We start from the raw sequence: 22,083 nt of genomic DNA, 5'->3' as shown, positions 1-22,083 counted from the left end.
TTGGCCTCCGACTTCGCCGCGCCCGCCGCGGTCCCCGCCCCCGTCGCGGAGCCGGCCGCGGCGCCCCGCCCGCCGCTGCGGGTCCGGCTGCGCGCGCTCGTCCGCCGGCTGGCCCTCTGGGGTGCCGGCCCGCAGGGCGAGAACCTCGCCTGGGGCCGCCCGGCCACCCCGGCCGCCCCGGCGCCCCGCGCCGACGCCCCCGTCGTCCTCACCGAGCTGCCCAGCACCCCCACGATCCGGCCCGCGGCGCCTTACCCCGCCGCGGCGCTCCGTCCGGCCGGGGTCCCCCGGCCGGCTCCTCCGGCCCGGGTCTCCCGGCCGGCCGCCCCCTCCCGCGTCCCGGTGGTCGCCCCGCTCGCCCGGCAGGTGCCGGCACCGCGGCCCGCTCCCGCACCGGGGACCGCGAGCTCCGCGCGGCGGCCGGCGAGCCCTCGGGCCTCCTCCCCGGCCCGGACACGCGGTGACCCCGGGCCCCCGCTCGCCCGCGGATCGCCGTCCGGCTGACCCCGGTGCGACCCCGCCGAGCCGCACCCGCCGTCCGACCGCACCGCCCGCCAGCCCGCCGGCTGTCGGCCACCGCCTCCTCCGGTGGCCGCGCCCGTCGGACCCCTGGACTCCGCTCCTCCCGACCGACCTCGCACCGCCCCTGGCAGTCCCCGACGGGAGCCCCTCCCGCCGCCCTGGCCGTTCCGCACCACCGGTCGTCCGCCTCGACCCCCGCCGACTGCGCCCCCACGCAGCGCGCGGACCCTCCCCGGAGGCGGCGACCGACCCGCGGCACGACCGGACGGCGACGGGAGCCGTCGGACGACGACAGGTCCGCGCCGGTACCCGTACCCCGGGTCTCTGACCGGCACCGACCTGGCCCGGAGCTGTCGAGGACGGGACGCCGCCTCCGTGCGGGCGTCGGGGAGTCGACCGCTGGAGCCGCCGGGGCCGACGCCGCCGACGGACCGACCGGGCACCGCGGTCCCGGACGCCGGCCGGCCGCGACGTGGACGTCGGAATCCGCGGACACCGTCCGCACCCGCCGCGGGGCGGGCGCCCTCTCCGGACCGGAGGGCGCCCGCCCCGCGGCCGCGTCTCCGGTGTCCGTTCGGCCACAGCGCTTGTCGGGGCGACCCCGGCGTGAGACAAAGGACCGGTCCGTCCGCCCGTGGGAGCGCGCTCTCGGGCGCCCACGACGAGACCCCGCCGCGTGGGCACGCCGCCGCCCCCCGGATTGCGAGTGAGTGCAACGTGAGCCTGGACCGGTCGCGCCTGGGCGACCCCCTGCCCGACCCGGGCCTGGAGCTCCGGTTCTCGCTGGCCATCGACGCGGCCGGCATCGGCAGCTTCGACTGGGACCTCGCCACCGGCCGGCTGGTCTGGGACGACCGGCTGCTGGAGATCTTCGGCTACGACCGCGGCTGCTTCGGCGGCACGATCGAGGCCTTCACCGCCCGCCTGCACCCCGACGACGTCGACCGGACCCTCGAGGCGCTGCAGGAGGCCATCGACACCTGCGGCGAGTACGACGCCGAGTTCCGCGTCGTCCTGCCCACCGGCGACACCCGCTGGGTCCAGGGCCGCGGCCGGGCGCTCGCCGGGGAGGACGGGGCGGCCGTCCGGCTGGTCGGCGCCGGGTACGACACCACCCGGGACCGGCACGCCGAGGCGCGGGTCGCCCGCGTGCTGGAGAGCATGAGCGCCGCGTTCTTCGCCCTCGACCGGGACTGGTGCTTCTCCTACGTCAACGCCGAGGCCGAGCGGGTGCTCGGGCGCCCCCGCGAGGAGCTGCTCGGCGGCTCCATCTGGGAGCTCTACCCGGCGGCCGTCGGCAGCGACTTCGAGGTCAACTACCGCGGCGCGGCGGAGAGCGGCCAGGAGCGGGTGTTCGAGGCCCACTACCCCGCCCCCCTGGACGCCTGGTACGAGGTGCGCGCCTGGCCCGGCCCCGACGGGCTGTCGGTGTACTTCCTCGACGTCACCGAGCGCCGGGCGGCCGAGGAGCGGGCGCGGGCGAGCGGGGCCCGGCTGGCGCTCATCGCCGCGGTCGGGGCCGTCACCAGCGAGGCGCTCACCACCGGTGCGGAGGAGGAGGCGGCGCTGCAGCGGGTGGCCGAGGCCGTCGTGCCGGTGCTCGGGGACTGGGTGATCCTCACCCTCTCCGGCGAGGACGGGCGGATGCGCGACGTCGCCTCCTGGCACCGCGACCCGGCCGCCCGCGACGCGGTCGGCCGCTACTCGGTGCTGCGGCTGGCCTCGATCCCCTCCGACGCCCCCGTCATGCGCGCGCTGGCGTCGGGCCGGACGCTGACCGTCGACGACGTCGGCACCGTGATCGGCCGCACGCTCCCCCCGGGACCGGCCAGCGAGGCCTTCTGGACCCTCGCGCCGAGGTCGGCGGTGACGCTGCCCCTGGCCGCCCGGGGCCGGACCCTGGGCGCGCTGAGCATCTACCGGTCCGACGACCGCCCGCAGGCCGACGCCGACGACGTCGCCGCCGCGCAGGAGGTCGCCTCGCGGGTCGCGCTGGCCCTGGACAACGCCCGCCTCTACGACCAGCAGCGCCGGATCGCCGAGGACCTGCAGCGCAGCCTGCTCACCGCGCCCCCGGCGCCGGACTCCGCGGAGATCGTCGTCCGTTACCGGCCGGCGATGGAGGCCGCCGAGGTCGGTGGCGACTGGTACGACGCGTTCGTGCAGCCCGACGGGGCCACCGTGCTGGTCATCGGGGACGTCGTCGGCCACGACGCCGCGGCCGCCGCGGCGATGGGCCAGCTCCGCGGCCTGCTGCGCGGGATCGCCTACCGGCCGGGCATCGGTCCGGCGCGGGTCCTGACCGACCTGGACGCCGCCGTCCAGGGCCTGGGGATGGGCACCATGGCCACCGCGGCGGTGGCGCGGGTCGAGCAGACGCCCGAGGAGCGGGCCGCGGGGCTGACCCGGTTGCGCTGGTCGAACGCCGGGCACCCGCCGCCGCTGCTGCTGCACGACGACGGCCGCGTGGAGCAGCTGTCCACGCCGCGCGCCGAGCTCATGCTCGGCGTCGACGCGTCGGCGGCCCGCACCGAGACCGTGGTGACCTTCCGCCGGGGCGCCACCGTGCTGCTCTACACCGACGGGCTGGTGGAGGGCCGCGACCTTCCGCTGGACGACGGAGTGGCCCGGCTGCGCGGCGCGCTCGCCGAGCTGGGTCGGCTGCCCCTCGAGCAGTTCTGCGACGCGGTCATCGAGCGGCTGCGCCCGGCGGGGCTGCAGGACGACATCGCGCTGGTCGCCATCCGGCTGCACCCCCAGGGGTGAGTCGGCGCGGGGGTCACGGTGCGAGCAGCGCCCACACGTGCTTGGCGCCGTCCCCGACGTACCAGCCGTGCCGGACGGCCAGCTCGGCGATGAGGTAGAGGCCCAGCCCGCCCTCGCTGGGGTCACGGCCCACCGCCGGTGCCGGCGGGGTCGCCGCCGCGCGGTCGGAGACCTCGATCAGCCAGCCGTCGCCGGTCGAGCCCACGACCGCCCGGACGACGCCCCCGCCGCCGTGCCGCAGGGCGTTGGAAGCCATCTCGTCCAGGGCCAGCACCAGCCGGTCGCGCAGGTCGGTGAGGCCGGGGTCGTCGAGGTGGCGGCGCAGCTCGCCGCGGACGCGGGGCAGCTCGGCGACGTCGTCGAGGTCCCAGCTCAGGTCCGGGTGGCACGGCGGCGGGGTCGCGGACGGCCAGATCGGCCCGGCCGTTCCGCGTGTCACCCGATGGTCCCCTCACGTGCTGGCCGGCGCACGGAGCGCGGCGCCCGCGGCACGCGGGCAGGTCGAACACCTGCGTATGCGTCCGGCAGGGGGCGGCTAAACCTGGTTGTCATCGGTGTCACACGGCGGCCAGCGCGGCGACCTTGCGGACCGTGTTCCAGTTGCGCGCCGTCCCGGGGACGCCGAGCAGCCGGTCCCAGTCCCAGGCGCCCACGGGGGTGGTGGTCACCCCGTCGGGCAGCCACAGGAACAGCTCCCGCCCGAGGACCCGGTACTCCCCGGCGTCGGCGGCCGGCAGCGCGGCGACCCGCTCGGGATCGGGTTCCCGCGGCAGGAAGGTGACCAGGTAGCGCGCCGGGTCGGTCGCGACGGCCCCGAGCGGGTCCGCGGCCACCACCGCGGCCAGCTCCGCGCCGGTCCGGACGACGACCGGCACGTCGAACCCGAAGCGGGCGCGGACCGCCTCCTCCACGTCCCGGGTCAGCGCGGCCTCGTCCAGCGGGCTGTCGAGGACGACGTTGCCGCTGCGCAGGTGGGTGCGCACGCCCTCGTGGCCGCGGGCGGTGAGCGCCTCTCGCAGCTCGGCCATGCCGACCTGGCGCGCCCGGCCGAGGTTGATCCCGCGCAGGAGGACGACGGAGCGGGTCACCTGCCGCACCGTAGCCCCGGTCAGCTGAAGACCGGCGTCCAGGAGCCGGCCGCGACGCTGACCGCGACCGCCGCGGCGCAGACGACGACGGCGGCGACGACGAACGCCGCGTCGCGGCGGTGCAGCGTCGACCCGCGGGCGTTGGTGCGGACGATCCCCGAGTCGAAGCCCCGCGCGTCCATCGCCGTCGCCAGGCGGGAGCCGCGGCGCACCGCCCCCACCAGCAGCGCGAAGGCCGTGCCGGCGAACAGCCGCAGCCGGGCCAGCGGGCTGCGGCCGGGCTCGATGCCGCGGGCCCGGCGGGCCAGCCGGATGGTCTCCCACTCGGCCGCCAGCAGCGGCACCAGCCGCAGGGCGGCCAGCGCGCCGTAGGCGAAGCGGGTGGAGACCCGCCAGTGGACGGTGAGGGCGTCGGCGAGCCGCACCGGGTCGGTGGCGGCGACCAGCAGCACACCGGGCAGGGCGAGGGCCAGCACCCGCACCGCCAGCCCCGCCGCCGAGGCCCACCCGGCGCCGTCGTCCCCGAAGGCCACGTTGACCCACGCGACGCCGGCGGCGCCCACGAGCAGCGGCCAGGTGCGGGCCAGCAGCGCCCGCGGCGCGGCCAGGCCGGCCGCCGGCAGCAGGCAGCACTCGGCGGCGAGCACGAGCAGCGGGGTGAACAGGTCGCCGCTGACCAGCAGCACCGGCAGCACGACGGCGATGGCGCCCAGCTGGGCGACCGGGTTGATCCGCGACAATGGCACCTCCCGGACCGGGCCGAGGGCGAGCGGGAGGCTCACGCGGCCACCGGGTTCCCCGAGGGGCGCAGGTCGAGGACGTCGTCGGCCAGCGCGGAGACCACGGCCGCGTCGTGGGTGACCAGCACGAGGGCCCGGTCGGCGTCCTGCTGCTCGGCCAGCAGCGCGACCAGCTCCGCCCAGGTGTCGCGGTCCTGCCCGAAGGTCGGCTCGTCCAGCACCACCAGCGGCGGCCGCGTGGCCAGCGCGGTGGCGACCGACAACCGCCGCTGCTGCCCGCCGGAGAGCGTGAACGGGTTGGCCTCGGCGAGCGCGGCCAGCCCCAGCCGCTCGAGCAGCTCGTCGGCCCGCCGGTGCGCGGCGTCGTCCCCGGAGCCGGCCCGCAGCGGACCCAGCGCCAGCTCGTCGCGTACCCGGCCGGTGAGGAACTGGTGCTCGGGGTGCTGGAAGACCGTGCCGGTGCGGGCGACCAGCTCGTCGGCCCGCCAGCGGTGCGGCGGCCGCTCGGGTCGGCGCAGGCCGGCGGTCAGCCGGGGCCCGGCGACCACGCGCCCGGTCGTCGGACCGCGCAGCCCGGCGAGGAGCAGGGCCAGGGTGGACTTCCCGGTGCCGTTGGGCCCGGTGACGGCCAGGGTGCGGCCGGCCGGCAGGGCGACGTCCGTCGGCGGCAGGGCCGGGACGGCGCTGCCGCGGTGGGTGTACCCGGCGCGTTCCGCGCGCAGCAGCACCGCGCCGGGCGGGTGCGGGGTGCGGGGAGGCAGCCGCAGGGGGGCCGGCCGCCACCCGGCCGGCTGCTGCACCGCGCCGCCGCCGGGCCGCAGCTCGACCACGCGGTCGACCAGCGGGAGCCAGGCCGCCGCGTCGTGGTCGACGACGAGCAGCGTGGTGCCGCGGTCGGCCACGACGCGCGCGACGGCGTCACGGACCAGCGCCGCGCCGTCCGGGTCCAGCTGCGCGGTCGGCTCGTCGAGCAGCAGCAGGCCGGGCCGCCCGGCCAGCGCCCCGGCCAGGACCAGCCGCTGCTTCTGCCCGCCCGACAGCGCCGCGGTCGCGCGGTCCCGGCCGTACGGGAAGCCCACCTCCGCCAGCGCCCGGTCGACGGCCGGCCAGATCCGCTCCCGCGGCACGCCCGCGTTCTCCAGGCCGAAGGCGACGTCGTCCCCGGCCCGGGTCATGACCAGCTGGGCGTCGGGGTCCTGGAAGACGATCGCCGTCCGGGCGCGGACCTCGTGCGCCGGCCGGCCGTCGACGTCGAGGACCCCGGTGGCGTCGCCGGAGTCGGGGCCGAGCAGCCCCGCGAGGGCGTGCAGCAGCGTCGACTTGCCCGCGCCCGAGGGGCCGGTGAGCAGCACCCGCTCGCCGGGCTCGACCCGCAGGTCGAGGTCGGCCACCGCCGCCGCGCGCCGGCTGGCGTGCCGGAACCCGTAGCCGGTCAGCCGCACCGCGGCGGGGACGCGGGCGGCCGGGGCGCCGCCCGTGCTCAGACCCGGGTCCGGCCGGCGGCGAACGACGACAGCGCGCCGCTGGCGGCCAGGGCGCGGGTGAGCGCCACGCCGCCGAGGCCCGCGACCAGCGTGGTGCTCGCCGCGACCAGCAGCAGGTAGGTGGTCTTCCAGCCGCCGGTCCAGTCGGGGTAGTAGTTCACGAGGTCGAGCGCGGCGGCCATGACGCCGGCGCACAGGGCGGCCAGCAGCGCCTGCGGCCAGCCGAAGCGCCGGTAGCGGAACGCGGCGAACCCGACCTCGCCGGCCAGGCCCTGCAGCAGCCCGTAGACCAGCACGAGCGTGCCCCACGACGAGCCGAGCATCGCCGAGACGGTGGCCGCGATCAGCTCGGCGAACAGAGCGGCGCCGGGCTTGCGGACGACCAGTGGGGCGAGGACGGCGGGCACCAGCCAGACGCCGTACATGACGGCCTGCCCGGGCGGGAACGCGGTGAACACCGCGTCGAGGGCCGCCCACAGCAGCCCCCAGGCCCAGAAGACGATGCCGAAGGCGACGCCGAGGACGGCGGTGACGACGATGTCGACGGTGCGCCAGCGGGCGCTGGGCCGGTCGGACGACGACGGGCGGACGGCCTGCTCGGCCATGTGTTCCTCCAGACTCCCTGCGCCGGCATGACCCGGATCAGGTTCGAGGGTCTGCGGTTGCCCGCACTCTCAGCGCCGGAGCGCTCCCCTGCTGTGTGTTCGGTTGTGCCGTCCACCCTAACCCCCGCCGTCCGGGTCGGTTTCCCGGGAAACCGACCGAGGGTGTCGGTTTTCCGGGAAACCGACCGTGGGTGTCGGTTTTCCGGGAAACCGACCGGGAGGTCGGCCTAGGCCACGAGGTCGACGAGCAGGTAGCCGTTGAGGCCGATGATCAGCAGGGCCACCGCGCTGCCGGCCACGGTCGTGACCCGCCGGTTCACCCACGCGCCCATCACGGCGCGGCGGGAGGTCAGCCACAGCAGCGGCACCAGGGCGAAGGGGATGCCGAAGGAGAGCACCACCTGCGACCAGACCAGCGCGGTCGTCGGGTCGCCGCCCAGCACGAGCACCGCCAGTGCGGGGGCCAGCGTGATCAGCCGGCGGGTCAGCACCGGGATGTGCCGGCGGAGGAAGCCGGCCATCACGACCTGGCCGGCGTGCGTGCCGACCGAGGAGGACGCGAAGCCCGAGGCGAGCAGGGCGAGGGCGAAGGCCAGCGCCGCTCCGGTGCCCAGCTGGTCACCGAGTCCCGCGTGCACGCTCTCCAGCGACGCGATGCCGTCGTCGGCGGTGAACAGCTGGGCGGCGATGACCAGCATCGCGGCGTTGACCAGGCCGGCCAGGCCCATGGCCACGAGGACGTCGATCCGCTGCGCCTTCAGCAGCCGCCCGCGGCCCTGCGCCGTCCGCCCGGCGGTGACCACGTCGCCGTAGCGCCCCGGGGTGAGCGCCGAGTGCACGTAGATCACGTGCGGCATGACGGTCGCGCCGAGGATGCCGGTGGCCAGCAGCAGGCTCTCCGAGCCGGCGAAGGACGGCACCATGCCCCCGGCCACGCCGCCGACGTCCACGCCGGAGCTGACCAGCGTGTAGCCGAAGCCCAGGCCGATGACCAGCAGCAGGCCGGCGATCACCCGCTCGAAGGGCCGGTGCCCGCGCGACTGCGCGCCCAGCAGCACGAACGCGACCACCGCGGTGATCACCCCGCCGATCGGCAGCGGCACGCCGAACAGCAGGTTGAGCGCCACCGCGCCGCCGACGATCTCGGCCAGGTCGGTCGCGATCGCCACCGCCTCGGCCTGCAGCCACAGCCCCCTGGTCACCGGCCGGGGGAGGTTCTCCCGGCACAGCGTGGCCAGGTCGCGGCCGGTGGCCAGGCCCAGCTTGGCGGTCAGGGACTGGATGAGCATCGCCATGAGGTTGGCCGCGACGATCACCCACAGCAGCGTGTAGCCGAACGAGGCGCCGCCGGAGAAGTTGGTGGCGAAGTTGCCCGGGTCGACGTAGGCCACCGCGGCCACGAACGCGGGACCCAGCAGCGGCCAGATCCGCCGTCGTCCGGTCCCCGCGGGAGTGCGTGTCGGTGTGCCGACCAGCGTGGTCGGCAGGGCGGCGGCCTCGGTCTTCGACAGGTACACGGCGGCCTCGCAGCGGGGAGCAGGTGGGTGGTCGCTCCTGATCTGCCCGGGGCCGGTGTCACACCCGGGCCAACCCGTGGCCCCCGGGGGCCGAGGTGAGCCTGCCCTGAGGGCGCCCGGTGGTCCTTGAACCGTCAAGCACCGTGGCGCAGACTGGGCCGGTCGTCCAGCGAGCAGGAGCACGTCATGCCGGTCCAGCGCCTCAACCACGCCGTCCTCTACGTCCGGGACGTCGCCCGCAGCCACGCCTTCTACCGGGACGTGCTCGGCTTCCGCGCGAAGATGGAGATCCCCGGCGCGGCGGTGTTCCTGCAGGCCGAGGGGTCGACCAACGACCACGACCTCGGGCTGTTCCAGATCGGCGCCGGCGCGGGCTCCTCCGAGGCGGGCCGCCGCACCGTCGGCCTGTACCACCTGGCGTGGGAGGTCGACACCCTCGCCGAGCTGACCCGGATCCGCGACGCCCTGCGCGAGGCCGGCGCGCTGGTGGGGATGTCCGACCACGCGACCACCAAGGCGCTGTACGCGCAGGACCCGGACGGCCTGGAGTTCGAGGTCTCCTGGCTGGTGCCCGCCGAGTTCCTCACCCCCGAGCTCGTGCAGGGTGCGGCGATGACCGCGCCGCTCGACCTCGACCGCGAGGCCGCCCGCTACGGCGCGCACACCCGGGGCGGGGTCGGCGTCTCCGTCTGAGGGCGCACTCCTCCCGCCCTCACGAGCGAGGGTTCGCTCTCGCGGTCTGTGCACACATCGTGGTCTTGCGTCCCTCGGATCCACGGTGTGTGCCCCCGGCGCCGACTCGCACGGGCCTTGACTGGAGCACTTCTGACATCTGAGATGTCAGCCGTGTCCCTCGCTCCGGTCGGCCGCGTGCTGCTGCGCGACGTCGCGCTCGCCCGCATCCGCGAGGCGATCGTCGCCGGCGTCCTCGCGCCCGGCGCGGTGGTGAAGGACGCCGAGCTGGCCCGCGACCTCGGCCTGTCGGTGGCCCCGGTGCGCGCGGCCCTGGCCCGGCTCGCCGACGAGGGCCTGGTCGAGGCCAAGCCGCAGAGCCACACGCGCGTGACCCCGCTGCGGGTGCGCGAGGTGCACGACGCCGCGGTCGTCGTCCGGGTGCTGCACGAGCTGGCCACCCGCGAGGCGGTGCCCGCGGTGTCACCCGGCGACCTCGCCGCCATGCGGGCGGCCAACGAGCGCTTCGCGGCGGCGGTCGCGTCCGGCGACGTCGACGCCGCGCTGGCCGCCGACGACGACCTGCACGGCGTGCTGCTGGACCGCTGCGGCAACGGCGCGCTCACCGCGACCGTCGCGCGGCTCACCCCCGCCGTCCGCCGGCTGGAGCGCGCCCGGTTCGCCGCGGCGCACGGCCGCGAGTCGGTGGACCTGCACGACCGCCTGATCGCCGCCTGCGCGGCGCCCGACGTCGACGCCGCCGTCGCCACCACCACCGAGATCTGGACGGCGTTGCTGTCCGAGCTGACCGAGGAGACCCCCGATGGCGCTGACTGACCTGCCCCGCTATCCGCTGCTGTTCGGCCCGTCGCCGGTGCACCGGCTGGACCGGCTGACCGAGCACCTCGGCGGCGCCGCCGTCTGGGCCAAGCGGGAGGACGTGAACTCCGGCATCGCCTTCGGCGGCAACAAGACCCGCAAGCTCGAGTACCTCGTGGCCGACGCGCTGGTCCAGGGCTGCGACACGCTCGTGAGCATCGGCGGGGTGCAGAGCAACCACACCCGGCAGGTGGCCGCGGTCGCGGCCCGCGCCGGGCTGCGGTGCGTGCTGGTGCAGGAGAGCTGGGTCGACTGGCCGGACTCGGTGTACGACAAGGTCGGCAACATCCTCATCAGCCGGCTGGCCGGGGCCGACGTCCGCCTGGTCAAGGCCGGGTTCGGCATCGGGTTCAAGGAGAGCTGGGAGGCCGCGCTCGCCGAGATCGAGGCGCGCGGCGGCAAGCCCTACGCCATCCCCGCCGGCGCGAGCGACCACCCGCTCGGCGGGCTGGGCTTCGCCGACTGGGCCCAGGAGGTCGCGGCGCAGGAGGACGAGCTGGGCGTCTTCTTCGACACCGTCGTCGTCTGCTCGGTCACCGGGTCGACGCAGGCGGGGATGGTGGCCGGGTTCGCCAAGCTCGAGGAGGACGGCGCCCGGCCGCGGCGGGTGCTCGGCATCGACGCGAGCGCCAAGCCGACCGAGACCCGCGACCAGGTGCTGCGGATCGCCCAGCGCACCGGCACCCTCGTCGGCCTGCGCCGGGAGCTGACCGCCGAGGACGTCGAGCTCGACGAGCGCTATTCCGCCGGCATCTACGGCATCCCCGACGAGACGACGATCCGGGCGATGGAGCTGGCCGCCCGCACCGAGGGCATGGTCACCGACCCGGTGTACGAGGGGAAGTCGATGGCCGCGGTGGTCGACCTGGTCGGGCGCCGCGAGATCGACCCGTCGTCCACCGTGCTCTACGCCCACCTCGGCGGGCAGCCGGCCCTCAACGGCTACAGCGCCCTCTTCTCGTAGCAGCGGGGTGCGGACGGCGAGACCTCGCCGTCCGCACCCAGGGCGCGACCACCTCACAGCGGAGCGGCGAGCTCCCGGCGCTCCAGGGCCTCGCGCAGGTCCGCCCGCCACGGGGCCAGGCCGGTCCCGGCGAGGACGACGTCCCGCACGAAGGCGTGCCACACCGGTGCCCGCCGCACCATGCTGTGCCCGCCCGCGATGGTGAACCGCGCGATGCGGGCGCCGGCGCGCTCGGCCCGGACGGCGTAGTCGGCCGACAGCGCCGCCGGGACCCACCGGTCGCCCCGGCCGTGCAGGACGAACGCGGTGCGGTCCCGCAGGTGGTCGACCGGCTCGCCGGGCGGCGTCCACGGGGCCAGGGCGCACACCGTGCGGACCGACGCGTCCCCACCCGCGCGCAGCGCGGCGCGACCACCCATCGAGTGGCCGACCAGGGCGACCGGCACCTCCGACCCGTGCCGGGCCCGGACCTCCGACAGCGCCCACCGGACGTCGGCGTAGGCGTCGGCCGCCACCCCGTTCCAGCCGGCCACCCGGTACCGGACGACGTAGGTGTCCAGGCCCAGGTCGCCTCCGGCCGCGCGGACGAACTGCTCGATCGCCCGCATCCGCAGCAGGGACAGCGCGCGCTCGCGGGGCGGCTCGACGCTGGCCACCGTCCCGCCGTGGCAGAACACCGCCACCGCGCGGGTCGGCGCGCGCGCCGGCAGGTGGTCCAGCGCGGGAGCGCCGCCCGCGGTCACCGCCGCCGGCGCCCGCCGCGGAGCGTCGCGCGGGCCCGGTCGCCGAGGTCGCCGACCCGGTACAGGCCCCGCGTGAGCTGCGTCGGGCCGGTCCGGCGCTCGAGCGCGTGCCCGACGCGGCGGAGCAGCCCGGTCGCCAGGGGGACGAGGACGGTGAGCACCAGCCAGGTGCGCAGTCGGCGGGAGAAGAACAGCCACATGCCGGTCCTCCTGCCCACCCGGGGAGACGGCGAACCGGACGGGAGGACCGCTCGCCGTCCCGCGCCTACGCTTGCTTCCTGTGCCTGTGACCAACGCCGCCCTGGAACAGCTGTTCGCGCAGCTGCGGCGGGAGCCGGACGTCGAGGCGCCGGACCTGGTCGCGGTCGACGCCACCGACCGGCTGCTGCTCGACGAGGCGGCCGGGCCGCTGGCCGCCGCGGGCCCGGGCGAGGTGGTCGTCGTCGACGACGCCCACGGCGCGCTCACCCTCGGCGCCGTGACCGCGGGGGCCCGCGACGTGCGGGTCGGGCAGGACCTCCTCGTCGGCGAGCTCGCGCTGGCCCGCAACGCGGAGCGCAGCGGGCTGGCCGGGACCCACCGGTCGATGGCGCTCACGCCCGAGCTGTTCGCCGGCGCGCGGCTCGTGCTCGCCAAGGCGCCCAAGGGCCTCGACGCCCTGCGCGAGATCGCCGAGCTCGCGGCGGGGTCGGCGGCTCCCGACGTCACCGTCCTCGTCGGCGGCCGGGTCAAGCACATGACCCTGGCGATGAACGACGTGCTGGGCGCCGGGTTCGCCGAGGTCTCCGCGACGCTGGCCCGGCAGAAGTCCCGGGTGCTGGTGGCGCGCGGACCCCGGCCCGGCGTCGCGCCGTCCTACCCGCGCCGGCAGACGCACGCCGACCTCGGGCTCATCGTCTGCGCGCACGGCGCCGCGTTCGCCGGCACGCGGGTCGACGTCGGCACCCGGGCGCTGCTGGCGGCCCTGCCGCAGGCGGCCGCGGACGCCGGCACCGCGCTCGACCTCGGCTGCGGCACCGGCGTCCTCGCCACCGCCCTCGCGCTGGCCCGCCCGGGGATGACCGTCACGGCGAGCGACCAGTCGGCGGCGGCGGTGGCGTCGGCCGTCGCGACCGCCGCGGCCAACGGCGTGGCCGACCGGGTGCAGGTGGCCCGGGACGACGCGGCGTCCGGAGTTCCCGACGCGAGCGTGGACCTCGTCGTCTGCAACCCGCCGTTCCACCTCGGTGCGGCCGTCGTCACCGGCGCCGCGGACCGGCTGTTCGCGGCCGCCGCCCGGGTGCTGCGTCCGGGTGGGGAGCTGTGGACGGTCTACAACAACCAGCTGCCGCACCGGGCCGCGCTGCGCCGGCTGGTCGGGCCGACCCGGGTCGCCGCGTCCGACCGGCGCTTCACCGTCACGGTCTCCACCCGCCGCTGAAGGGGCGGAGGTCCCTGTCCGGGTGCGCCGGTCCCGGCCACGCTGCCCTGGCATGACGACCACCGAGACGCCCCCCGCCGCCGCTCCGCTGGCCGACCGCATCCTCGGGTCGGTGATCGGCGCGCTCGAGCTCGCCGCGGTGCACCTCGGCAGCGAACTGGGGTGGTACCGCGCGCTGGCCGAGGCCCCGGCCACCGCTCCGGAGCTGGCCGCGCGCACCGGGACCGACGCCCGCTACGCGCGGGAGTGGCTGGAGCAGCAGGCCGTCGCCGGCTACCTCACCGTGGACGACGTCGCCGCGGACGCCGACGCGCGGCGCTACACGCTGCCCCTCGAGCACCGGGGTGTCCTCGTCGACGAGCTGGACCCCTCCTTCATGCCGCCCCTCGCCCGCGCCGCCCTGGCCTTCACCCGCAACGTGCCCCGGCTGGTCGGGGCCTACCGCACCGGCGCCGGGCTGGGCTGGGCCGAGATGGACGACGCGCGGGACGCCCAGGCCGCGGCGAACCGGCCCTACTTCCTCGGTCCGCTCGCCACCGAGGACCTGCCCCGGGTCCCCGGGGTGGACGACGCCCTGCGCGCCGGGGGCCGGGTCGCCGACGTCGGGTGCGGCATGGGGTGGTCCTCCGTCGGGATCGCCCGCGCGTACCCGCGGGTGGAGGTCGACGGCTACGACGTGGACGCCCCCTCGGTGGCGGCGGCGCGGCGCAACGCCGAGGCGGCCGGGGTCGCCGACCGCGTGCGGTTCGAGGTCGCAGACGTGGGCGCGCTGTCGGACACCGCGGGCCGCTACGCCCTCGTGGCCGCCTTCGAGTGCGTCCACGACATGCCCGACCCCGTCGCCGTCCTCGCCGCGATGCGGCGGATGGTCCGCCCCGACGGCACGGTGCTGGTGGTCGACGAGCGCGTGGCCGAGCGGTTCACCGCTCCGGGGGACGACGTCGAGCGGCTGATGTACGGCTACAGCCTGCTCGCCTGCCTCCCCGACGGCCGGTCCACCCAGCCGTCGGTCGCCACGGGCACGGTCATGCGGCCGGCCACGCTGGAGCGGTACGCCCGCTCGGCCGGCTTCGCGGGCGTGGAGGGGCTGCCGATCGCCAACGACGTCTTCCGCTTCTACCGGCTGCTGCCGTGAGCGCGATCACAGAAACGGAACGAGAAAGTCTATGAAGATCGAAGCAGTTCCGCTGTAGTCGCTCCACCATCGCGCCGATCAGGGTGCCAACGGCGCGCACCTCCGCGCCGATCGCTGCGATGCAGGAGTGCCCTGATGGCGCGCAACCTCTGGTCCGACCGTCCCCTGGGCGTCAAGCTCGCCACCCTCGTGGCCGCCGGGGCCCTGGCCCTCGCCGTCTTCGCCGTCCTGACGGTGCAGTCGCTGCACGGGACCGGTGAGCGCACCGACGAGCTGCTGGCCACCACGACCGCCACCGGCCAGGCGCTGGAGGCGGACATGATGCACGACGCCGTCCGGGGTGACGTGCTCGCGGCGCTGCTGGCCCGGGGGCCGGAGCACGCCGCCGCCGCGGCGGACCTCGCCGACCACGCCGCCACCCTCCGGGAGGTCCTGGCCGAGGTGGCCGGCTCCGGGGTGGGCGCAGACGTCACCGCCGCCGTGACGGCTGTGACGCCCGAGGTGGAGGCCTACCTGCGCTCGGCCGACGCGATCGTCACCCAGGCCGGGACCGACCCCGTCGCCGCCCGCGGCGCCTACCCGCAGTTCGACGAGGCCTTCGGCGTGCTCGAGGAGGAGCTGCCCTCCGTCGGCGAGGCCGTCGGGGCGGCGGCCTCCGCGGCCGCCGAGGAGGCCGCCGAGCAGCGCTCGACGGCCACCACGCTGGCGCTGGTCGTCGCCGTGGCCGGCGTGCTGGTCCTGGCCCTGCTGGGCTGGGTGGTCACCCGCTCGGTCGTGCGACCCCTGCACCGGGTGGGCGCCGTCCTCGCCGGGCTGGCCGAGGGCGACCTGCGCGGGTCGACCGGGATCACCAGCCGCGACGAGGTCGGCCGGATGGCCGCCGCCCTGGAGGCCTCCATGGGCAACCTGCGGTCGGTCCTCACCAGCATCGGCGACACGACGACGACGCTCGCCTCGGCCACCGAGGAGCTGTCGGCGACCGCGCAGGACATGACCCGGCTGGCCGACGAGTCCTCCGTGCAGAGCGGCGTCGTGGCCGACGCCGCCGGGCAGGTCTCGGTCAACGTGCAGACCGTCGCGGCCGGCTCCGAGGAGATGGGCGCCTCCATCCGCGAGATCGCCCGCAACGCCAGCGAGGTCGCCCGGGTCGCCTCCCAGGCCGTCCACGCCGCCGACTCGACCACGTCGACCGTGGCCAAGCTCGGGGAGTCCTCGATGGAGATCGCCGGCGTGGTCAAGGTGATCACCGCGATCGCCGAGCAGACCAACCTGCTGGCGCTCAACGCCACGATCGAGGCCGCCCGCGCCGGGGAGGCCGGCAAGGGCTTCGCCGTCGTCGCCAACGAGGTCAAGGAGCTGGCCCAGGAGACCGCCAAGGCGACCCAGGACATCACCGCGCGGGTCGAGGCGATCCAGGCCGACACCGGTGGGGCGGTGCGCGCGATCGGGGAGATCTCGCAGATCATCAGCCTGATCAACGACTCGCAGGGCACCATCGCCGCGGCCGTCGAGGAGCAGACGGCGACCACCACGGAGATGAACCGCAACGTGGCCGAGGCGGCGCTGTCGGCCGGCCAGATCGCGGAGAACATCACGGCCGTGGCCGGTGCCGCCGGCGCGACCACCCGGGCGATGGGCGACGCCCGGACGGCGATGGACGAGGTGGCGCGCATGGCCTCCGCGCTCAGCGCCTCGGTGGCCCGCTTCCAGTACTGACATCGGGCAGGCTGTCGGCCATGACGACGCCGCGCTCGCTGCCCCCCGCCCTCCGGAGGGTCCTGCCCTGGCTGCTCGCCTGGTGGGGCGTCCAGGCCGCCGTCGCGGTCACCGGCCGGCTGGTGGCCCGCCGCAAGGACGAGGGGGACGAGACGACGGCCGGCATCCGGCGGGTCGTCGCGGTGGGCGGCGTGCGGCTGCGGCCGGCCAACCCGGAGCTGACCCGGGTCCGGCTGGACCTGGTCATGGGGGGCGGGGAGCTCGACCTCACCGGCCTGGACCGGGTGCCCGGCGGCATCGACCTGACGGTGCGCGCGTTCATGGGCGGGCTCGGCGTGCGCGTGCCCGCCGGCTGGCGGGTGTGGTGGGCCTTCCGCGGCGCCGGCGGGATCGGCCTCGGCCGCGGCGCCGGCGTCGAGCGGACCGACGACGAGCGCGGCGCGGACCTGCGCATCCACGCCGACGTCCTGTTCGGCGGGATCGGCGTCGAGGGGCCGGAGCGCTCCTGAGGGGGCGCCGGCGGCCTCCTCCCGGGGCGGCCCGCGGGGGTCCCGGCGTCCGCCCCTCGGCGGCCCGGGTGCGGCAGGGGCACCTACCATCCCCCACGTGATGGAGCGGTGACCGGCGACGCACCCGCTCGGTCGCTGTTCGCCGACGGCGGCGAGGTCGGCCGCGCCATGGCCGAGCGTGACTGGGCGCAGACGCCGCTCGGGCCGCCGGAGGGCTGGCCGCCCGAGCTGCGGAACACCGTCCGGATCCTGCTGACCTCCCGCTTCTCCATGTGGATGGGCTGGGGGCCGGAGCTCGCGTTCCTCTACAACGACGCCTACCGGCACGACACCCTGCAGGCCAAGCACCCGTGGGCGCTCGGCCGGCCGGCCAGCGAGGTCTGGGCCGAGATCTGGCACGACATCGGCCCGCGGATCGAGTCGGTCCTGCGGACCGGCGTCGCCACCTGGGACGAGGACCTGCTGCTCTTCCTCGAGCGCAGCGGGTACCCGGAGGAGACCTACCACACCTTCTCCTACAGCCCGCTGACCAGCCAGGGCGGGCGCACCGAGGGGATGTTCTGCGTCGTCACCGAGACCACCGGGCGGGTCGTCGGCGAGCGCCGGATGGCCATCCTCGGGGACCTCGCCGCGGCGGTGGCCACGACCCGCACCCGGCCCGACGTCCTGGCCGTCGTGCAGGAGCAGCTCGGCCGCACGCTCGCCGACCTGCCCTTCAGCCTCGTCTACCTGTTCGACGACACCGGGACGGCGCGGCTGGCCGCCGCGGCGGGCATCGAGCCCGGCTCGGCCGCCGCTCCGGTCAGCCTCGGGCCGGAGGACGACATCTGGCCGGTCGAGCGGGTGCTGGCCGGGGAGCAGGCGCTGCTCGAGGACCTCGCCGTGCGACTCCCGGGCCTGCCCACCGGGGCGTGGCAGCGGCGGCCGGCGCAGGCGGTGGCCGTCCCCATCGCGTCCTCGGCCCGGGAGGCCGGGCCGGTCGCGGGCTTCCTGGTCGCCGGGCTCAACCCGCACCGCCGCTACGACGACCGTTACCGCGGCTTCATCGAGCTGGTCGGCAACCAGATCGCCTCCGGCCTGGCCAACGCCGGCAGCTACGAGGCCGAGCGCAGCCGGGCCGAGGCGCTGGCCGAGCTGGACCGCGCCAAGACCGACTTCTTCAGCAACGTCAGCCACGAGTTCCGCACCCCGCTGACCCTCATCGCGGGGCCGGTGGCCGCGCTGCGCACCCACCCGGTCGCGCAGGCCGACCCCCGCGTCCGCGAGGAGCTGGAGGTCATCGAGCGCAACGCGCTGCGGCTGGGCAAGCTGGTCAACACCCTGCTGGACTTCTCCCGCATCCAGGCCGGGCGGATCGACGCGCGCTTCGTGCCGGTCGACCTCGCCGCCACCACCGCCGAGCTGGCCAGCGTCTTCCGCTCGGCGGTCACCCGGGCCGGACTGGCGTTCACGGTGGACTGCCGGCCGCTCGGCGAACCGGTGCACGTCGACCGGGACATGTGGGAGAAGGTCGTCCTCAACCTGCTGTCCAACGCGCTGAAGTTCACCTTCGCCGGCGGCATCACCGTGCTGCTGCGCCGGGATGGTGACGCGGCGCGGCTGACCGTGAGCGACACCGGCACCGGCATCCCCGCCGACGAGCTGCCCCGCCTGTTCGAGCGGTTCCACCGGGTCGCCGACGCCCGCGGCCGCTCGGGGGAGGGCAGCGGCATCGGGCTGGCGATGGTGCGGGAGCTGGTGGGCCTGCACGGCGGCAGCATCGACGTGGACAGCACCCCCGGCGCCGGGGCGACGTTCACCGTCACACTGCCCTTCGGCACCGCCCACCTGCCGGCCGACCAGCTGGGCGAGCCGCCCCCCGACGCGCCCGGGGTCTCGGGCGGGGCGAGCCCGTTCGTCGCCGAGGCGCTGCGCTGGGTGCCCACCGACGCCGGCCGGGCCGACGGCGCGCCGATCGCTCCGCGCACGGGGGCCGGCCGCGTGCTCGTGGCCGACGACAACGCCGACATGCGCGACTACGTCGTCCGGCTGCTGGCCCCGCAGTACGACGTCCTGGCCGTCGCCGACGGCCGGCAGGCCCTCGAGGCGGCCCTCGCCGACCCGCCGGACCTCGTGGTCAGCGACGTGATGATGCCGGAGCTGGACGGCGTCGAGCTGCTCGCCGCCCTGCGCGCGGACACCCGCACCGCGCGGGTCCCCGTCGTCCTGCTCTCCGCGCGCGCCGGGGAGGAGGCGGCGGTCGAGGGCCTGGCCGCCGGCGCCGACGACTACCTGGTCAAGCCCTTCTCCGCGCAGGAGCTGCTGGCCCGGGTGGGGGCGCACCTGGAGCTCGGGCGGGTCCGGATGGCGGCCGAGGAGCGGTTCACCGCCATGGCCGACCTGGCCCCGGCGCTGATCTGGGTCGCCGACCCCGAGGGCAACCGGGTGTTCGTCAACCGCGGCTGGCCGCAGTACACCGGGCGCACGGCGGGGGACGAGCTGGGCTCCGGCTGGACCGACGGGCTGCACCCCGAGGACCGCGCCCGGTACGCGGCGACGGTCGAGGCGGCGCGCGCCGCCCGGGAGGGGTGGGAGGTCGAGTTCCGGCTCCGCCGCAGCGACGGGGCGTTCCACTGGCTGCTGGAGCGCGCCGTCCCCATCGGCGCCGGGGACGGCTTCGCCGGCCACGTCGGCAGCTGCACCGACATCAACGCCCGGATGCGGGAGACCGAGCGCCAGACGCTGCTGGCCGACGTCGGCGCGGTGCTGGACGGCCAGCCCACCCTCGACGACCAGCTCGACGCGCTGGCCCGGCTGGTCGTGGACCGCCGGCTGGCCGACCTGTGCACCGTCCGCCTGGTCGACGAGGACCGCCGGCTGCGGTGGACCGGCGTCGCCGGGCTCGACGACCGGAGCGAGGCCGCGCTCGCCGACGTGGACCCCGACGTCGGGGTGGGCCCGGAGGTGGTGCGCACCGGGCGGTCGGTCCTGTACCCGGTCCTGGCGGGGGCGACCGACCTCGGTGAGGACCACCCGGCCCTGGCGCCGCCGCTGGCGATCGCCTCGGTGCTCGCCCTCCCGCTGACCGTGCGCGGCCGGGTGCTCGCCGTCCTCGCCCTCGGCCGCCGGGTGGACGCGCCGCCCTACACCGACGACGACCGGGTGCTGGCCGAGGAGATCGCCACCCGGGCCGCCTTGGCCGTCGACAACGCGCTGCTCCTCGCCGACGAACGTGCGGCGGCCCGACGGCTCGCCCTGCTGCAGCGGGCCACCGCCGAGCTCTCGGCGGCCACGACGCCGGTGGAGGTGGCCGCCGCGGCCGCCGGGCACATCCGCGCGCTCACCGGGGACGACAGCCGGGTGGCGGTGTACGAGCTCGACCCCTCGCACCGGGCCCTGGCCGCGCTCACCATCAGCGGCGGGACCGAGGAGGGGCAGCGGCTGTGGCAGAGCCTGCCGCTGTCGGCGCCGCTGGTGGCCACGGCCGCGGTCACCGACCGGCGCCCGCTCTGGATCGAGGACGTCTCGGCGGTCGCGCCGGACGGCCGGCAGCTGCCCGCGGAGCTGGCCGCGGCGATCCGGGACTACGGGCTGGCGGCCAACGTGGGCCTGCCGCTGATCGTCGCGGGCCGGGTCGCGGGCGTCGTCGCCGTCGCCTGGCCGACGGTGCAGCGCTTCTCGGCCACCGACCGGGCGATGCTGCTGGCCGTCGCCGAGCAGTGCGCGCAGGCCCTGGACCGCGCCCGCCTGTACCGCGCCGAGCGGGGCATCGCCGAGACCCTGCAGCTGAGCCTGCTCCCGGCCGAGCTGCCACGGCTGGAGCGGCTCGCGCTGGCGGCGCACTACCTCCCCGGTGCGGAGGGCAGCCAGGCCGGCGGGGACTGGTACGACGTCGTCCAACTGGAGGACGACCGCGTGGCGATCGCGGTCGGGGACGTCGTCGGCCAGGGCCCGGCCGCCGCGGCCGTGATGGGCCAGCTGCGCAGTGCCCTGTCCGCCGCGCTGCTGCAGGGCGCCGGGCCCGCGGAGGCGCTGGAGCTGCTCGACCGGTTCGCCGCCCGGCTGCCCGGCGCGCTGGCCTCCACCGCCGCCTGCCTCGTCCTCGACGGCGAGACCGGCGCGGTCCGGTGGGCCCGGGCCGGCCACCCGCCGCCGCTGCTGGTGACCGCGGACGGTGCCCGGCTGCTCGACGAGGCCGGCTCCGGCGCGGTGCTGGGTGCCCCGGGCCGTCCGCCGTACCGCGAGGGGCGCATCGACATCCCGGCCGGCGCGACCCTGCTGCTCTACACCGACGGCCTGGTGGAGCGGCGCGGCGAGGTGCTCGACGAGGGGCTGGACCGCGTGGCGGCGGCCGCGGCCCGGCACGCCGGGGCGGATCCGCTGCGGCTCACCGAGCGGCTGCTCACCGAGGTCCTGGCCGACGCCGACCAGCCCGACGACGTCGCCGTGATCGCCGCCCGGCTGCTGCCGGGCCCGGTCGAGCAGCGGCTGCCGGCCGACCCCGCGCGGCTGGCCCGCGTGCGCCGCACCGTCGGGGCCTGGGCGGCGTCGGCCGGCCTGCCCGCCGAGACCGTCGACGACCTCCAGCTCGCCCTCGGGGAGGCCCTGGCCAACGCCGTCGAGCACGCCTACGCCGGCGCGGGTGCCGGCGCCGGCGACGGCACCTGCGCCTACCGGGTGGCCCGCGACCTCGACGGCGGGGTGCGGGTGGAGGTGCACGACTCGGGCGTGTGGCGCCCGCCGCCCGAGGACCGCGGCCACCGGGGGCGCGGGCTGGAGCTGATCTCCGCGCTCGCCGCGGACGTGGAGGTGCTGCGCGCGGCCGGCGGCGGCACGACCGTCCGCTTCCGGATCCCGACCGGAGGACCGTCCGCGGGCACCCGGTCGGTGCGCGCGGTCCCGCCGCCGCTGGAGGATGACGCCGTGCGCCTGGTGGTCCACGAGGAGCCGGGCGGCCTGCGCCTGGCGGTCGTGGGAGAGGTGGACCTGGTCGCGGCCGGCCCGCTCCGGCAGCAGCTGGCGCGGTGCCTGGAGGGGGTGCCCCGCGGCTCGTCGGCGACCCTGGACCTGCGGTCGACGACGTATCTGGCCAGTGCGGGGATCGGGGTGGTGCTGCAGGCCCTCGCCCAGGCGGGTGACGCGGGCGTGCGACTCCGGGTGCAGACCGAGCAGGGCACGCCCCCAGCGCGCATACTCGCTCTGGCCGGGCTGGGGGAACAGATGGCCGGGGAGGCCGCGCCACCGTCCCCGTGACGGAGGCGACCGCCCTGGCGGCGGACCCGCTGGCAGGACACAGGAAGTCGGTGCGGTGGGGCCGGGAGCCCGGCCGGAGAGAGGACGGGCG

17 protein-coding genes, 1 pseudogene and 1 riboswitch are annotated in these 22,083 nt (G+C 77.0%); of the genes and pseudogenes, 10 read left to right on the top strand and 8 right to left on the bottom strand.

Annotated features, from left to right (window positions below; all coding sequences use genetic code 11):
• A pseudogene (locus PGN05_RS17085) lies at positions 1–504 on the top strand (hypothetical protein); the annotation flags it as partial.
• A 735-nt stretch (positions 505–1,239) separates the two neighbouring features.
• Positions 1,240–3,288, top strand: coding sequence for a SpoIIE family protein phosphatase (locus PGN05_RS17080; RefSeq protein WP_419753761.1), 2,049 nt, complete (start codon positions 1,240–1,242; stop codon positions 3,286–3,288).
• A gap of 13 nt (positions 3,289–3,301) precedes the next feature.
• On the opposite strand, the gene PGN05_RS17075 is transcribed toward PGN05_RS17080, so the two are convergent.
• The 6 genes from PGN05_RS17075 to PGN05_RS17050 form a co-directional block, all read right to left on the bottom strand.
• The gene (locus PGN05_RS17075) at positions 3,302–3,727 is read right to left on the bottom strand and encodes an ATP-binding protein (RefSeq protein ID WP_419753760.1); all 426 of its coding nucleotides are present in this window, start codon (positions 3,725–3,727) and stop codon (positions 3,302–3,304) included.
• A 118-nt stretch (positions 3,728–3,845) separates the two neighbouring features.
• The gene (locus tag PGN05_RS17070) at positions 3,846–4,376 is read right to left on the bottom strand and encodes a DUF1697 domain-containing protein (protein WP_419753759.1); all 531 of its coding nucleotides are present in this window, start codon (positions 4,374–4,376) and stop codon (positions 3,846–3,848) included.
• A 20-nt stretch (positions 4,377–4,396) separates the two neighbouring features.
• Positions 4,397–5,158 carry an energy-coupling factor transporter transmembrane component T family protein gene (locus PGN05_RS17065; protein ID WP_419753758.1) on the bottom strand — a complete coding sequence of 254 codons (762 nt, stop codon included), beginning with the start codon at positions 5,156–5,158 and terminating at the stop codon, positions 4,397–4,399.
• Complete coding sequence (locus PGN05_RS17060) at positions 5,155–6,558, bottom strand: ABC transporter ATP-binding protein (RefSeq protein ID WP_419753757.1); 1,404 nt, start codon at positions 6,556–6,558, stop codon at positions 5,155–5,157. Before PGN05_RS17060 ends, PGN05_RS17065 begins: the two co-directional genes overlap by 4 nt.
• Before the next feature lie 38 nt (positions 6,559–6,596).
• Entirely contained in the window at positions 6,597–7,205 is a 609-nt protein-coding gene (locus PGN05_RS17055; protein ID WP_419753756.1) for an ECF transporter S component, read from the bottom strand.
• A riboswitch (TPP riboswitch) is annotated at positions 7,202–7,305 on the bottom strand. Its footprint overlaps the gene before it by 4 nt.
• A gap of 127 nt (positions 7,306–7,432) precedes the next feature.
• Positions 7,433–8,722 (bottom strand): Nramp family divalent metal transporter, encoded by a 1,290-nt coding sequence (locus tag PGN05_RS17050; RefSeq protein ID WP_419753755.1) that lies wholly within the window; start codon positions 8,720–8,722, stop codon positions 7,433–7,435.
• 186 nt (positions 8,723–8,908) lie between these two features.
• Between PGN05_RS17050 and PGN05_RS17045 the strand changes: the two genes are divergently transcribed.
• From PGN05_RS17045 to PGN05_RS17035, 3 genes are all read left to right on the top strand, one after another.
• The gene (locus PGN05_RS17045) at positions 8,909–9,415 is read left to right on the top strand and encodes a VOC family protein (RefSeq protein WP_419753754.1); all 507 of its coding nucleotides are present in this window, start codon (positions 8,909–8,911) and stop codon (positions 9,413–9,415) included.
• A 153-nt stretch (positions 9,416–9,568) separates the two neighbouring features.
• On the top strand, positions 9,569–10,231 hold the full coding sequence (locus tag PGN05_RS17040; protein WP_419753753.1) for a GntR family transcriptional regulator: 663 nt from the start codon (positions 9,569–9,571) through the stop codon (positions 10,229–10,231).
• Positions 10,218–11,237 (top strand): 1-aminocyclopropane-1-carboxylate deaminase, encoded by a 1,020-nt coding sequence (locus PGN05_RS17035; protein WP_419753752.1) that lies wholly within the window; start codon positions 10,218–10,220, stop codon positions 11,235–11,237. The genes PGN05_RS17040 and PGN05_RS17035 overlap by 14 nt, the downstream gene beginning before the upstream one ends.
• A 53-nt stretch (positions 11,238–11,290) precedes the next feature.
• Here the strand turns inward: PGN05_RS17035 and PGN05_RS17030 are convergent, their stop codons facing one another.
• Together PGN05_RS17030 and PGN05_RS17025 are read right to left on the bottom strand one after the other, a co-directional pair.
• Positions 11,291–11,980, bottom strand: a complete 690-nt coding sequence (locus PGN05_RS17030) for an alpha/beta hydrolase (RefSeq protein ID WP_419753751.1) — start codon at positions 11,978–11,980, stop codon at positions 11,291–11,293.
• The gene (locus PGN05_RS17025; protein WP_419753750.1) at positions 11,977–12,180 is read right to left on the bottom strand and encodes a hypothetical protein; all 204 of its coding nucleotides are present in this window, start codon (positions 12,178–12,180) and stop codon (positions 11,977–11,979) included. Before PGN05_RS17025 ends, PGN05_RS17030 begins: the two co-directional genes overlap by 4 nt.
• An 80-nt stretch (positions 12,181–12,260) precedes the next feature.
• Between PGN05_RS17025 and PGN05_RS17020 the strand changes: the two genes are divergently transcribed.
• From PGN05_RS17020 to PGN05_RS17000, 5 genes are all read left to right on the top strand, one after another.
• Positions 12,261–13,400, top strand: a complete 1,140-nt coding sequence (locus PGN05_RS17020) for a class I SAM-dependent methyltransferase (protein WP_419753749.1) — start codon at positions 12,261–12,263, stop codon at positions 13,398–13,400.
• A gap of 52 nt (positions 13,401–13,452) precedes the next feature.
• Positions 13,453–14,535 carry a class I SAM-dependent methyltransferase gene (locus tag PGN05_RS17015; protein ID WP_419753748.1) on the top strand — a complete coding sequence of 361 codons (1,083 nt, stop codon included), beginning with the start codon at positions 13,453–13,455 and terminating at the stop codon, positions 14,533–14,535.
• A 135-nt stretch (positions 14,536–14,670) separates the two neighbouring features.
• Positions 14,671–16,251, top strand: coding sequence for a methyl-accepting chemotaxis protein (locus PGN05_RS17010; RefSeq protein ID WP_419753747.1), 1,581 nt, complete (start codon positions 14,671–14,673; stop codon positions 16,249–16,251).
• 20 nt (positions 16,252–16,271) lie between these two features.
• Positions 16,272–16,760, top strand: a complete 489-nt coding sequence (locus PGN05_RS17005; RefSeq protein WP_419753746.1) for a hypothetical protein — start codon at positions 16,272–16,274, stop codon at positions 16,758–16,760.
• Positions 16,761–16,868: 108 nt separating this feature from the next.
• The gene (locus PGN05_RS17000; RefSeq protein WP_419753745.1) at positions 16,869–21,992 is read left to right on the top strand and encodes a SpoIIE family protein phosphatase; all 5,124 of its coding nucleotides are present in this window, start codon (positions 16,869–16,871) and stop codon (positions 21,990–21,992) included.
• The last annotated feature ends 91 nt before the right edge of the window (positions 21,993–22,083 follow it).

The organism is Geodermatophilus sp. CPCC 206100 (genome assembly GCF_048569675.1).
GTDB lineage: Bacteria > Actinomycetota > Actinomycetes > Mycobacteriales > Geodermatophilaceae > Geodermatophilus.
Note: the sequence above shows the minus strand (reverse complement) of the source record. Positions and strands in the feature narration are given on the sequence as shown.

Excerpts from the sequence above, each read along its gene's own strand:
- PGN05_RS17055 (WP_419753756.1), bottom strand. The coding sequence starts at position 7,205 with ATGGCCGAGCAGGCCGTCCGCCCGTCGTCGTCCGACCGGCCCAGCGCC.
- PGN05_RS17045 (WP_419753754.1), top strand. The coding sequence starts at position 8,909 with ATGCCGGTCCAGCGCCTCAACCACGCCGTCCTCTACGTCCGGGACGTC.
- PGN05_RS17035 (WP_419753752.1), top strand. The coding sequence starts at position 10,218 with ATGGCGCTGACTGACCTGCCCCGCTATCCGCTGCTGTTCGGCCCGTCG.
- PGN05_RS17025 (WP_419753750.1), bottom strand. The coding sequence starts at position 12,180 with ATGTGGCTGTTCTTCTCCCGCCGACTGCGCACCTGGCTGGTGCTCACC.
- PGN05_RS17015 (WP_419753748.1), top strand. The coding sequence starts at position 13,453 with ATGACGACCACCGAGACGCCCCCCGCCGCCGCTCCGCTGGCCGACCGC.
- PGN05_RS17010 (WP_419753747.1), top strand. The coding sequence starts at position 14,671 with ATGGCGCGCAACCTCTGGTCCGACCGTCCCCTGGGCGTCAAGCTCGCC.
- PGN05_RS17005 (WP_419753746.1), top strand. The coding sequence starts at position 16,272 with ATGACGACGCCGCGCTCGCTGCCCCCCGCCCTCCGGAGGGTCCTGCCC.